We start from the raw sequence: 12,496 nt of genomic DNA on the forward strand, positions 1-12,496 counted from the left end.
GACTCCGTGCCTCCGCCTAGGACGCCTCGATGATCATGCCGGCCGCGACCGTCCGGTTGGTGGCCTCGTCGATCAGGATGAAGCCGCCGGTGGTGCGGTTGCGCCGGTACTCGTCGGCGAGCAGCGGCACCGTGGTGCGCAGCCGGACCCGGCCGATCTCGTTGAGCCCGAGCGCCTGCGCCGACTCGTCGCGGTGCAGCGTGTTCACGTCGAGGCGGTACTGCAGGCCGCGCACCACGGTCCGGGCGGTCCGGGTGGTGTGCTTGATGGTGTACTTGCCGCCGACCCGCAGCGGGGCGGTCTCGTCCATCCAGCAGACCATCGCCTCGATGTCCTGGGCGGGCGTCGGCGCGTTGTGCGGCCGGCAGATCATGTCGCCGCGCGAGATGTCGATCTCGTCGGTCAGCCGGACCGTCACCGACATCGGCGGGAACGCCTCGTCGACCGGCCCGTCGGCGGTGTCGATCGAGGAGATCTTGCTGGTCAGCCCGGAGGGCAGCACCATCACGTCGTCGCCGGGCTTGAGCACGCCGGAGGCGACCTGACCGGCGTAACCCCGGTAGTCGGTGACGGTGGTGGACTGGGGACGGATCACGTACTGCACCGGGAAGCGCACGTCGACCAGGTTGCGGTCGCTGGCGATGTGCACGTGCTCCAGGTGGTGCAGCAGGGACGGGCCCTCGTACCACGGCGACTTGTCCGAGCGGGAGGCGATGTTGTCGCCGTTGAGCGCGGAGATCGGGATGATCGTCAGGTCGGGGGCGTCGAGCTTGGCCGCGAACGAGGTGAACTCGTCGGCGATCCTGTCGTACACCTCCTTGTCCCAGTCGACCAGGTCCATCTTGTTGATGCAGAGCACCAGGTGCGGGACCCGCAGCAGGCTGGTCAGGAACGCGTGCCGGCGGGACTGCTCGACCAGGCCCTTGCGCGCGTCGACCAGGATCAGCGCCAGGTCGGCGGTGGAGGCGCCGGTGACCATGTTCCGGGTGTACTGGATGTGCCCGGGGGTGTCCGCGATGATGAACTTGCGCTTCGGCGTGGCGAAGTAGCGGTACGCCACGTCGATGGTGATGCCCTGCTCCCGCTCGGCGCGCAGGCCGTCGGTGAGCAGCGCGAGGTTGGTGTACTCGTCGCCGCGAGACGCGCTGGCCGCCTCGACCGCCTCGAGCTGGTCCGCGAAGATCGTCTTGGTGTCGTAGAGCAACCGCCCGATGAGCGTGGACTTGCCGTCGTCGACGCTGCCGGCGGTGGCGAACCGCAGCAGGTCCATGTTGCGCGCGGCAGCGGCGTCCGGTTCCAGAACTGCCTGGCTCATCAGAAGTAACCCTCTCGCTTGCGGTCTTCCATCGCGGCCTCGCTGACCTTGTCGTCGCCGCGGGTCGCGCCGCGCTCGGTGATCCGGGTGGCGGCGACCTCGTCGATCACCTTCTCGACGGTGTCCGCCTCGGAGAGCACCGCGGCGGTCTGCGACGCGTCACCGACGGTGCGGTACCGCACCCGGCGGACCTGCGAGGTCTCGCCGTCGCGCAGCCGGATGAACTCGTTGACCGCGTAGAACATCCCGTCGCGCTCGACGACCTCGCGGTCGTGGGCGTAGTAGATGCTCGGCAGCGGCACCCGCTCCTTGGCGATGTAGTGCCAGATGTCCAGCTCGGTCCAGTTGGACAGCGGGAAGACGCGGATCGACTCGCCCGGGTGGTGCCGGCCGTTGTAGAGCGCCCAGAGCTCGGGGCGCTGGTTCTTCGGGTCCCACTGGCCGAACTCGTCGCGGAAGCTGAACATCCGCTCCTTGGCGCGCGCCTTCTCCTCGTCGCGGCGGGCGCCGCCGAAGAGGGCGTCGAAGCGGTATTTCTCCACCGCGTTGAGCAGCACCGGGGTCTGGATCCGGTTGCGGGTGCCGTCCGGCAGCTCGCGGACCAGGCCGGTGTCGATCGCCTCCTGCACACTGGCGATCACCAGGTTCAGTCCGAGGGCGGCGACCCGGCGGTCCCGGTACTCCAGCACCTCGGCGAAGTTGTGCCCGGTGTCGACGTGCATCACCGGGAACGGGATGCGCCCCGGGGCGAACGCCTTCTCCGCGAGGCGGAGCATGACGATCGAGTCCTTGCCGCCGGAGAAGAGCAGCACCGGGCGCTCGAACTCGGCCATGACCTCCCGCATGACGAAGATGCTCTCGGCTTCGAGAGCATCCAGATGCGAGACGCGATAGTCCTTCGTCTGGCTCATCAGTTCAAACCCCAGCTCATTCTGCGATTTTCCACGGCCATGGCCGGTTCGTCATTGTGGCGGAAGATGCTTGCTGATCGCAGCAAGCAACCGAGGAGCGAGATCTTTGCGACAAACGACCAGGTCAGGCAACTTCGGATCGGCCTCGTTATAGCGCAGCGGCGAGCCGTCGATGCGTGACGCGTGCAACCCCGTGGCTAACGCCACAGCGACCGGTGCCGCGGAGTCCCACTCGTACTGGCCGCCGGCGTGCACGTAGGCGTCCGCCTCACCGCTGATCACCGCGGCGATCTTCACCCCGGCCGAGCCCATCGGCACCAGCTCGGCGCCCAGGTCCTCGGCGAGCGCGGTGACGAAGGCCGGCGGGCGGGTGCGGCTGGCGGCGATCCGGATGGCGCCGCCGGTGGCCGACTCGAGCGGCATCGGCGGGTAGGCCGGCGGGTTGTCGGTGGCGATGGTGCGGTGCCGGGCCGGCATGGCGACCGCCCCGGCGGACAGACAGGACGCGTCCGACTTGCACGAGTCGGCGGTCCACAGCGCCACGTGCACCGCCCAGTCGGTACGCCCCTCCTCGGAGAACTCCCGGGTGCCGTCCAGCGGGTCGACGATCCACACCCGCGACGCGCTCAACCGGTCCGGGCGGACCACGTCCGGCTCACCGTCGCGCCAGGCCATCCGGGAGTGCTCGTCCTCCTCGGAGAGCACCGCGTCGGCCGGGCGCCAGCGGGCCAGCTCGGTGCGCAGCAGCTCGTGCGCGGCCTTGTCGCCGGCCGCTTTGAGCGCCTTGCCGTCGGCGTGCCCGAGCTCGGCGCGGACCCGCATCAGTTCCTGGCCGGCGCGGTCGGCGAGCCACCGGGCGAACGCGGCGTCGATCACCGGTGGTGCGCCGCCCTCGACGCCCTCCCGGGGCGTCGCCGCGCGCGCGGACGCCTTCGTCTGCTCGCCCATCGTCTCGCTCCTTCGTCCAACCGAACGTCAGTACGCTCCCGACGAGCGCACCACCGCTGTCATGGTGCGCAGCAGGATCACCAGATCCAAACTGAGCGACCAGTTCTCGACATAGCGCAGGTCGAGCCGGACCGCTTCCTCCCAGGAGAGGTCCGACCTGCCGGACACCTGCCACAAACCGGTCATCCCCGGCTTGACGGCCAGCCGGCGCCGCACGTCGTCGGCGTAGGCGGCAACCTCCGTCGGCAACGGCGGCCGCGGTCCGACCAGCGACATCTGCCCGGACAGCACGTTCAGCAGTTGCGGGAGCTCGTCCAGCGAGAACCGGCGCAACCACCGACCGACCGGGGTCACCCGCGGGTCGTCGCGGATCTTGAAGAGCACACCGTCGTGCTCGTTCAGATGCCTCAGCTCGGTCAACCGGGCCTCGGCATCCAGGTACATGCTGCGGAACTTGAAAATCCGGAACATCTGCCCATCGCGTCCCACACGTACCTGGCGAAAGAGTACCGGGCCGCGTGACGTGAGTCGCACGCAGAGCGCCACCCCGATCAGCACCGGGGCGAACAGAATCAGCAGCAGCAGCGCGCCCACCCGGTCGACCAAGTCCTTCACCAGGCGGGATCCGCCGTGCAGCCGGGGATGCTCGACGTGCAGCATGGGCAGCCCGTCGAACGGCCGGATCGTGGTGCGCGCCCCGGCCACGTCCACCAGCGCGCTGGCCACCACCAGGTCCACCTCGTCGCGCTCCAGGCGCCAGGCCAGCCGGCGCACCGCCGCGCCGTCCAGTTCCGGACAGCTCAGCACCACCACGGTGTCCGCGTCGGCCTGCTCGACAGCCGCCGCCACGTCCTCGAAGCTGCCGTAGACCGGCAGGTCCACCTCGATCCCGTCGGCGCCCGGCGGCAGGCAGGCGCCCACCACCTCGAGGCCGTGGTACCGCTCGCGGCGCAACTGGCGGGTGATGCCGATCACCGACAGCTCGTGCCCGACCACGATCACCCGGCGCAGCGCGTCGCCCCGGGCGCGGGCCAGGTGCAGCCGTTTGCGCAGACCGAACCGCAGCACCAGCACCGCGGCGACCGCGGCCGGCAGCGCGGCCAGCACATAGGACCGGGCCAGATCCAGATTCAGGGCGTACGAGAGGAGCGCCACCCCGGCGATCAGCCCGACCCCGCCGCGGATCACCCGCTGGTACTCGTCGGTGCCGACGAACAGATAGCGCCGCTCGTACGCCCGGGACACCGCCAGCACCGCGAGCAGCACCACCGGCAGCAGGGCGGACAGGAGCAGATACGCCCGGTGGTAGCTCGCCACGCCGGCGCCGACTCCGGCCGTCAGGTCGGCCAGCACCAGGGAGCGGACGTACCGCTTCTCCCACCGCTGCCGCCGGGACAGCACCGCGTGCCGGCCCCGGGGCCGGATGAACGGCCGGGTGGCCGCGGACCGGTTGCGCCGCTCGGACCAGTGCCGGTCCATCGCCTGATTGCGCTCCCGGCCGGCCGCGCCGGGCACCGACGCGCCGGACGGCGGCGGGCTCAGCGGCGCCACCGGCACCGGGATCCGCGCGTTGCGGCCGGAGGTGTGCCGCAGCGGTGGCTGCTGCGGGCCCTGATTGACCGGGGACTCGGCCCGGATGGCCGGTAGATCGAGGGTGGGCTCGGTCAACGCGTCCAAACGGCTTTCGGACACGTCCTGCGACATCCCACGAACCCCCCGTCACGTCGGCGGCGCGCCGGGAAGCGGGCGCCTGTGGTGACCAACGGACGGACGGCGGAGCCGTCACGGCATGACTAGGCGTACAAATCGACCCAAACGGTCATGCCATTCCAGCCCGGACCATCAGCTTCCGTGGTATTTGTTCTGTGCCCACTCGACACCCTCGAGCACGATCGCCTCCACCACGTCGGCCGCCCGGTCCACCAGGAAGTCCAGCTCCTTGCGCTCCGCCGAGGAGAAGTCGGCGAGCACGTAATCCGCCGGATCCTGCCGTCCCGGAGGCCGTCCGATGCCGAAACGCACCCGCGCGTAGTCCTTGCTCGCCAGCGACTTCGACATCGAGCGCAGCCCGTTGTGGCCACCCTCGCCGCCGCCGCGCTTCGCCCGAACCTGACCGAACGGCACATCCAGCTCATCATGCACCGCGATCACATGAGCCACTGGCACTTTGAAGAACTGTGCCAGCGACACCACCGGGGCACCGGACAGGTTCATGTAGGTCAGCGGCTTCACCAGCACCAGCTTCGGGCCACCGAAACCCAACCGGCCCTCGCCCGCCTCGGCCTGCGCGCGCTTGGCCCGGCCGAGCTTCGTCCCGAGCCGGGACGCCAGCAGATCGGCCACCATGAAGCCCACGTTGTGCCGGTTGCCGGCGTACTCCCGGCCCGGGTTACCCAGGCCCACCACCAGCCACGGCGCGTCGTCCGACACCCCAACCGCCTTCCGGATGCACATCAGGGAAAGTGCCGGCCGGCACTTTCCCTGATGACTGGTTTACCGCGTTGCCTCGACGCCCGCGAGCGCCGGAATTACTCCGCCGCGGCGGCCTCGGCGGCCTCCGCGTCAGCGGCGTCCTCCTCGGCCGTCTGGACGCTCTGCGCGGCGTTGATGATCGCCAGCACGGTGTCCGCGTCGACAGCGAGCTCCACGCCCTGCGGCAGCTGCACGTCGCCGGCGGTCAGCTGGGTGCCCGCCTCGAGGCCGGCGATCGGCAGCTCCAGCTCGGCCGGGAGGTGCAGCGCCTCGGCGACCACCGCGACGGTGTTCGACTCGTGCACGATCAGGGTGTTCTTCGCGGCCTCGCCGACCAGGGTGACCGGGATGTCCACCTGGACCTTCTCGCCACGCTTCACGATCAGCAGGTCGATGTGCTCGTAGGTGTCCTTGATCGGGTCACGCTGGATCGCCTTCGGCAGGGCCAGGGTGGCGCCCGGGTTGCCGGCGATGTCGATGGTGAAAATCTGGTTCATGCCGCCGTGCCGGATGGCAGCGGCGAACTCACGGGCCGGCAGCGCGATGTGCTGCGGCGCCTCGCCGTGCCCGTACAGCACGGCCGGCACCAAACCAGCCCGGCGCGTGCGGCGGGCACCACCCTTGCCGAACTCGGTGCGGGGCTCGGCGCTGATCTTTACCTCGGACACGGGGAAACTCCTGAAACTCTTCGATGCGGGCTGCGGCTAAGTCTGCGGCTGCGGTATTCCGGCAGTGCTTCAGTGGTGATCTGCGACGGCTCGAAGCCGACGCCGCGCTGCCGGGCAAGGGGGCGCGCTGGGCACAGGCCCGGAGCACCGCGTCGATCACGGAGCCTCGAGCGGACTGCGAACCTCAGCAGACCGCGGGGCACCCTCGCCGTGGCAACCGCACTAGCTTACCTGCTTCGAACCGGCAGAAATCAGCGGGTCGGGCGTGCCGGTGACGCACGCGAAAAAAGTGACCCGGGAAACGGAGAGCGCCCACCACCGGCGACAGCCGGCGGCGGGCGCTCTCACCCCTCGTGAATCAGCTCAAACCGCCGAACAACGTGGTCACCGACCCGTCGTCGAACACCTCGCGAATCGCCCGCGCCAGCAGCGGGGCGATGGACAACACAGTGATCTTGTCGAGCCGCTTCTCCGGGGCCAGCGGCAACGTGTTCGTCACCACCAGCTCGGAGATCCGGCTGTTCTTCAGCCGCTCGGTCGCCGGGTCGGAGAGCAGCGCGTGCGTGGAGGCCACGATCACGTCCGCGGCGCCCTCGTCGAACAGGATGTCGGCGGCCTTCGCGATGGTGCCACCGGTGTCGATCATGTCGTCGACGATCAGGCACACCCGGCCCTCGACCTCACCCACCACGCGGTTCGCCACCACCTGGTTCGGCTTCAGCGGGTCGCGGGTCTTGTGGATGAACGCCAGCGGGCAGCCGCCCAGCCGGTCCGTCCACCGCTCGGCCACCCGGACCCGGCCGGAGTCCGGCGCGACCACCGTCATCGGGCGGCCGGCGAACTTCTTCTCCACGTACTCGGCGAGGATGTCCATCGCGAACAGGTGGTCCACCGGGCCGTCGAAGAAGCCCTGGATCTGCGCGGTGTGCAGGTCGACGGTGAGGATCCGGTTGGCGCCCGCGGTCTTCAGCAGGTCGGCGACCAGCCGGGCGGAGATCGGCTCGCGGCCGCGGTGCTTCTTGTCCTGCCGCGAGTACGGGTAGAACGGCAGCACCACGGTGATCCGCTTGGCCGAGCCACGCTTCAGCGCGTCGATCATGATGAGCGTTTCCATCACCCAGCGGTTCACCCCCTCGGTGACCGACTGCACCACGAAGGCGTCCGAGCCGCGCACCGACTCCTTGAACCGAACGAAAAGTTCACCGTTGGCGAACTCGTAGGAGTCCGACGGCGTCGGCGCCACGCCGAGCACCTGACCGATCTCCTCGGCCAGCTCCGGGAAGCCCTGGCCGGAAAAGAGCATCAAACTCTTACGGTTCTCCGCGACGATGCTGCCCATCGGATCGCTGCTCCCGTGGATTAGGGGGTGGGGTTCCCGTGAAGTATCCCTGCCGGACACGTAACCGCCATGTTTCCAGGGCACTACGTGGGATGCCTCACCCCCGCTGGATTAGTCCTGATCAGGGGTGATATCCGCGGCCCGCTCGGCCGCCTCGGCGGACACCGTGCCGGGCCGCTTCATCGCCACCCAGCCCTCGATGTTGCGCTGCTGCGCGCGGGTCACCCCGAGGTGGCCCGCGGGGACGTCCTTGACCACCGCGGAACCGGCCGCCACGTAGGCGCCCGGCCCGATCTCCACCGGCGCGATGAGCACCGAGTCGGATCCGACGAACGCCGCCTCGCCGACCACGGTGCGGCTCTTCCGCACCCCGTCGTAGTTGGCGAAGATGGTGCCGGCGCCGATGTTCGCCTTCGCGCCGATCTCGGCGTCGCCCACGTAGGACAGGTGCGGCACCTTGGCACCCTCGCCCAGCACCGCGTTCTTGGTCTCCACGAAGCCGCCGACCTTGGCCTTGCGGGCCAGCCGGGTGCCCGGGCGCAGGTAGGAGAACGGGCCGACGGAGGCGTCCGGGCCGATCTCGGCGCCGATCGCGTGGGTCCGCAGCACCGTCGCGCCCTCGGCCACCACGGTGTCCACCAGAGTGGAGTCCGGGCCGACCACGGCGCCCGTCGCGACCGACGAGGTGCCCAGGATCTGGCAGTTCTGGTCGACCACGGCGTCCGGCTCCAGGGTGGCCGTCACGTCGATCCAGGTGGTCGCCGGGTCCAGCAGCAGCACCCCGGAGCGCATCCAGGCGTCGTTCACCCGGTCACGCATCAGCACCCGCAGCCGGGACAGCTCGGCGCGGTCGTTGCAGCCCAGCGTCTCGTGGGCGAACTCGGCGACCTCGATCGCCACCGGCTGGCCCTGGCCCGCCAGGATCGCGAAGACGTCGGTCAGGTACTCCTCGCCCTGCGCGTTGTCGGTGGAGAGCTTGCCCAGCGCCTCGCGCAGCAGCGCCGCGTCGAACGCGTAGATCCCCGAGTTGATCTCCCGGATCGCCAGCTCGGCGGCCGACGCGTCCTTGGCCTCGACGATCCGCTCCAGGTTGCCGGCCGCGTCCCGGACGATCCGGCCCAGCCCGCCCGGCACCGCCACCTCGGCGCTCAGCACGGTCGCCGCCGCGCCGGTGCGCTCGTGCGTGGCCAGCAGCGCCTCGACCGTCTCCGGGCGCAGCAGCGGCACGTCGCCGCTGAGCACCACGACGGTGCCGGTCAGCTCGGGCGCGGCATCCAGCGCGATGCGCACCGCGTGGCCGGTGCCGTTCTGCTCGGCCTGCAGCACCGGGGTGGCCGCCGGCGCGGCCTCGGCCAGGAACGCGCCCACCTGGTCGGCCTTGTGCCCGACCACCACCAGGGTGCGGTCCGTCTTGATCGCCGCGGAGACGGCCAGCACGTGGCCGAGCAGGGTGCGCCCGAGCAGCGGCTGCAGGACCTTGGGCGTCGCGGACTTCATCCGCTTGCCCTCCCCCGCGGCGAGGACGACAACGGTACGGCTGGGGGCCTGGCTCACGCGGCAACTCCATCGTTCGCAGTGGCATCTTGTCGACGGCCGCGCACGGCTCGGCGCGGCCCGCCCGATGAGCCACCGAACGGGCGACTCATACCACAGAAGTTGCTCGGCCGCCAGGACTCGAACCCGGAAAACTAGGACCAAAACCTAGGGTGTTGCCAATTACACCACGGCCGAATGTTGCTGAGCACAGCCTAGCGAACCGCGGCGCTCTCTGAGAAAGCGGACGATGCCCGACGGGTGATGGCCCGGCCCGCTGGCAGGATGGCGAGGTGACCGAGGAGACCAAGCGCCGGCAGCGGATGTCCGGCGCCCAGCGCCGCGAGCAGCTGATCACGATCGGCCGGCAGCTCTTCGCCGAGCGCGGTTTCGACGGCACCAGCGTCGAGGAGGTCGCGGCCCGCGCCAAAGTGTCGAAACCGGTGATCTACGAGCACTTCGGTGGCAAGGAAGGCCTGTACGCGGTGGTCGTCGACCGCGAGGTGCGGGCCCTGCTGGAGCGGATCACCGCCGCGCTGACCGCCGGGCACCCCCGGGAACTGCTGGAGCAGGCCGCGCTGGCGCTGCTGGACTACATCGAGGAGGAGCCGCACGGCTTCCAGGTGCTGACCGCGCGGCAGGCGCCGGTGCTGGCCCCGGCCGGCACGTTCTCCAGCGTGATGAACGACGTGGCGCACCAGGTCGAGCACATCCTGGGCGCCGAGTTCACCCGCCGCGGCCTGGACCCGAGGCTCGCCGAGCTCTACTCGCAGGCGCTGGTCGGGATGGTGGCGCTGGTCGGCCAGTGGTGGCGGGAGGCGCGGCGGCCGAAGAAGGAGATGGTCGCCGCGCACCTGGTGAACCTGGCCTGGAACGGCCTGTCACACCTGGAGGCGAAGCCGGAACTGCTCACCCGGAAAACGCGATGACCGCCGCGATCGCGGCGGTCATCGTGGAACCGGCAGGTCTCAGGCGGTGCGACCCTCGCGGACCTGGCGGGGCGCGCCGGCCTTGCCGGGGTCCGCGACCTTGCTGTAGAGGCTGATCGTGATCAGCAGCAGGCCGACCAGGTAGGTGACCACCACGGTGGCGATGCTGTAACCGAAGAAGTTGGCGTCGGTGCGGATGGTGGCCAGCGCGTAGCTGCCCACCACCAGCAGGCCCCAGCCGACCAGCTTGTCGACCTGCACGTCGACGTTGCGGCCGACAGCGGTGCCGAGCAGCACCAGGCCGCCGCCGACCAGCGCGACGATCGAGCCCAGCAGGTTGACGCCCTGGCCGAGCACGTGGTCGGCGGGCTCGCCGCCGAACCCGTCGCCGGCGGTGGCGATCAGGCCGAGGACGCCGAAGACCACCAGGTACGCGCCGGCGACAAAACCGGCCAAGCGGTACATCGGCCGAAGGGGGTGGTTGACCGGAATATGCGCCATGCTGTCCGTCTCCAAGGTCAGGTGTTGTCGTCCCGATTCTCGCGTATCCGCGACAAGCGGCGCAGGCACACCCCCCGGATCAGTTTCCGGGCACCTGCTCGGCCAGCTCCAGCCAGGCCATCTCGACCTCTTCCCGTTCCTGGCGGACGGCCTTGAGCTGGGCTTCCAGCTCTACGATTTTGTCGTAGTCGCTGCCGTGCTCGGCGAGACTCTCATTGATCCTGGCTTCTTTCTCGGTGAGCTTGTCCATCTGGCGTTCCATCCGGGCAAGATCCTTCTTGGCCTGGCGGAGCTCCCCGGCGGACAGGCCCGGCACGGCCGGGGCCGCTTCCCTCCCCGGCGCGACGGGCGCGGCCGGCACGGCACCGTGGATCCGGTCGAGGTACTCGTCGATCCCGCCGGGCAGGTGCACCAGCCGGCCGTCGCCGAACATCCCGTACGCCTGATCGGTGACCCGCTCGACCAGGTACCGGTCGTGACTGGCCACGATCATCGTGCCCGGCCAGGAGTCGAGCAGGTCCTCCAGCGACGCCAGGGTGTCGGTGTCCAGGTCGTTGGTCGGCTCGTCGAGGAGCAGCACGTTCGGCTCGGTGGCCAGCAGGCGCAGCATCTGCAACCGGCGGCGCTCACCACCGGACAGGTCGCTGACCGGCGTCCAGATCCGCTTGTCGGTGAAGCCGAACACCTCGGCCAGCTGACCGGCCGACAGCTCCCGGTCGCCGAGCTGGACGCGCTTGGCGACCTCCTCGACGGCCTCGAGCAGGCGCAGGTGCCCGGGCAGCTCCTTGAGCTCCTGGGAGAGGAAGGCCGGGCGCACCGTGGAGCCGGTGACCAGGCGGCCGCCGTCCGGCTCGGTGATCCCGGCGAGCAACCGCAGCAGGGTGGTCTTGCCGGCCCCGTTGGCGCCCAGGATGGCGATCCGGTCACCGGGGCCGACCTGGAAGGTGAGGTCCCGGAAGATCGGCTTGGGCCCGGCGTTCAGCGTGACCCGCTCCAGGTCGTAGACCTGCTTGCCGAGCCGGGTGGTGGCCAGCCGCTGCAGGCTGACCGTGTCCCGGACCGGCGGCACGTCGGCGATCAGCTCGTTGGCCGCGTCGATCCGGAACTTGGGCTTGGAGGTGCGGGCCGGCGGGCCACGGCGCAGCCAGGCGATCTCCTTGCGGAGCAGGTTCTGCCGGCGGGCCTCGACGGCGGCCGCGACCCGCTGCCGCTCGGCGCGGGCCAGGATCCAGGCGGCGTAACCACCCTCGTACGTGTGCACCTGCTCGTCCACGACCTCCCAGGTCATGGTGCAGACCGCGTCGAGGAACCAGCGGTCGTGGGTGACCACGGCGAGCGCGCCCTTGCGGGTGAGCAGGTGTTTGGCCAGCCAGTCGACGCCGGCCACGTCCAGGTGGTTGGTGGGCTCGTCGAGGATCAGCAGGTCGCTCTCGCGGACCAGCAGGGCGGCGAGCGCGACCCGGCGGCGCTCGCCACCGGACATCGGGCCGACCGGGCTGTCCAGGCCGAGATGACCCATGCCGAGGCCGTCGAGGATGGTGCGCACCCCGGCGTCACCGGCCCACTCGTGCTCGGCGCCCATGCCCTGGGCGAGCCAGGCGGTGCCGAGCACGACGTCGCGCACGGTGGCGTCGGCGGCGAGGTTGAGGGTCTGCGGAAGGGTGGCGACCCGCAGATCACGGCGGTGCGTCACACGTCCGGAGTCCGGCTCCTCGATTTTCGCCAGCATGCGCAGGAGGGTGGACTTGCCCGCCCCGTTCAGGCCGACGATGCCGACGCGGGCGTCGTCGTCCAGGCCGAGGGAGACATCGGTGAGCAGCTGACCGGCGGCGCCGTAACCCTTGTTGACCCGGTCCAGGTTAATGATGTTGGCCACGATG

11 protein-coding genes and 1 tRNA gene are annotated in these 12,496 nt (G+C 70.3%); 1 reads left to right on the forward strand and 11 read right to left on the reverse strand.

Annotated features, from left to right (window positions below):
• Window positions 1-16: 16 nt before the first annotated feature.
• The 9 genes from cysN to Actob_RS40635 form a co-directional block, all read right to left on the reverse strand.
• On the reverse strand, window positions 17-1,315 hold the full coding sequence (gene cysN, locus Actob_RS40595; RefSeq protein ID WP_284917278.1) for a sulfate adenylyltransferase subunit CysN: 1,299 nt from the start codon (window positions 1,313-1,315) through the stop codon (window positions 17-19).
• Window positions 1,315-2,226 (reverse strand): sulfate adenylyltransferase subunit CysD, encoded by a 912-nt coding sequence (gene cysD, locus Actob_RS40600; protein WP_284917279.1) that lies wholly within the window; start codon window positions 2,224-2,226, stop codon window positions 1,315-1,317. Before cysD ends, cysN begins: the two co-directional genes overlap by 1 nt.
• A 51-nt stretch (window positions 2,227-2,277) precedes the next feature.
• Complete coding sequence (locus tag Actob_RS40605) at window positions 2,278-3,174, reverse strand: 3'(2'),5'-bisphosphate nucleotidase CysQ (protein WP_284917280.1); 897 nt, start codon at window positions 3,172-3,174, stop codon at window positions 2,278-2,280.
• Between the two features lie 27 nt (window positions 3,175-3,201).
• A complete protein-coding gene (locus tag Actob_RS40610; protein WP_284917281.1) occupies window positions 3,202-4,878 on the reverse strand; it encodes a sugar transferase in 1,677 nt (558 codons plus the stop codon).
• Between the two features lie 138 nt (window positions 4,879-5,016).
• Window positions 5,017-5,628 carry an aminoacyl-tRNA hydrolase gene (gene pth, locus Actob_RS40615; RefSeq protein WP_284917282.1) on the reverse strand — a complete coding sequence of 204 codons (612 nt, stop codon included), beginning with the start codon at window positions 5,626-5,628 and terminating at the stop codon, window positions 5,017-5,019.
• A 74-nt stretch (window positions 5,629-5,702) separates the two neighbouring features.
• Window positions 5,703-6,314, reverse strand: coding sequence for a 50S ribosomal protein L25/general stress protein Ctc (locus Actob_RS40620; protein WP_284917283.1), 612 nt, complete (start codon window positions 6,312-6,314; stop codon window positions 5,703-5,705).
• A gap of 358 nt (window positions 6,315-6,672) precedes the next feature.
• Window positions 6,673-7,653: a ribose-phosphate diphosphokinase gene (locus Actob_RS40625; RefSeq protein WP_189328397.1), complete on the reverse strand. Its 981-nt coding sequence runs from the start codon at window positions 7,651-7,653 to the stop codon at window positions 6,673-6,675.
• A 111-nt stretch (window positions 7,654-7,764) separates the two neighbouring features.
• Window positions 7,765-9,207, reverse strand: coding sequence for a bifunctional UDP-N-acetylglucosamine diphosphorylase/glucosamine-1-phosphate N-acetyltransferase GlmU (gene glmU, locus Actob_RS40630; RefSeq protein ID WP_284917284.1), 1,443 nt, complete (start codon window positions 9,205-9,207; stop codon window positions 7,765-7,767).
• A gap of 105 nt (window positions 9,208-9,312) precedes the next feature.
• Window positions 9,313-9,384 (reverse strand) — tRNA-Gln (locus Actob_RS40635).
• A 125-nt stretch (window positions 9,385-9,509) separates the two neighbouring features.
• Between Actob_RS40635 and Actob_RS40640 the strand changes: the two genes are divergently transcribed.
• Complete coding sequence (locus Actob_RS40640) at window positions 9,510-10,115, forward strand: TetR/AcrR family transcriptional regulator (RefSeq protein ID WP_284922495.1); 606 nt, start codon at window positions 9,510-9,512, stop codon at window positions 10,113-10,115.
• Between the two features lie 39 nt (window positions 10,116-10,154).
• On the opposite strand, the gene Actob_RS40645 is transcribed toward Actob_RS40640, so the two are convergent.
• Both Actob_RS40645 and Actob_RS40650 read right to left on the reverse strand, forming a co-directional pair.
• The gene (locus tag Actob_RS40645; RefSeq protein WP_284917285.1) at window positions 10,155-10,616 is read right to left on the reverse strand and encodes a DUF4383 domain-containing protein; all 462 of its coding nucleotides are present in this window, start codon (window positions 10,614-10,616) and stop codon (window positions 10,155-10,157) included.
• 79 nt (window positions 10,617-10,695) lie between these two features.
• Window positions 10,696-12,492, reverse strand: coding sequence for an ABC-F family ATP-binding cassette domain-containing protein (locus Actob_RS40650; protein WP_284917286.1), 1,797 nt, complete (start codon window positions 12,490-12,492; stop codon window positions 10,696-10,698).
• Between the last annotated feature and the right edge of the window lie 4 nt (window positions 12,493-12,496).

It is taken from the genome of Actinoplanes oblitus, assembly GCF_030252345.1.
GTDB lineage: Bacteria > Actinomycetota > Actinomycetes > Mycobacteriales > Micromonosporaceae > Actinoplanes > Actinoplanes oblitus.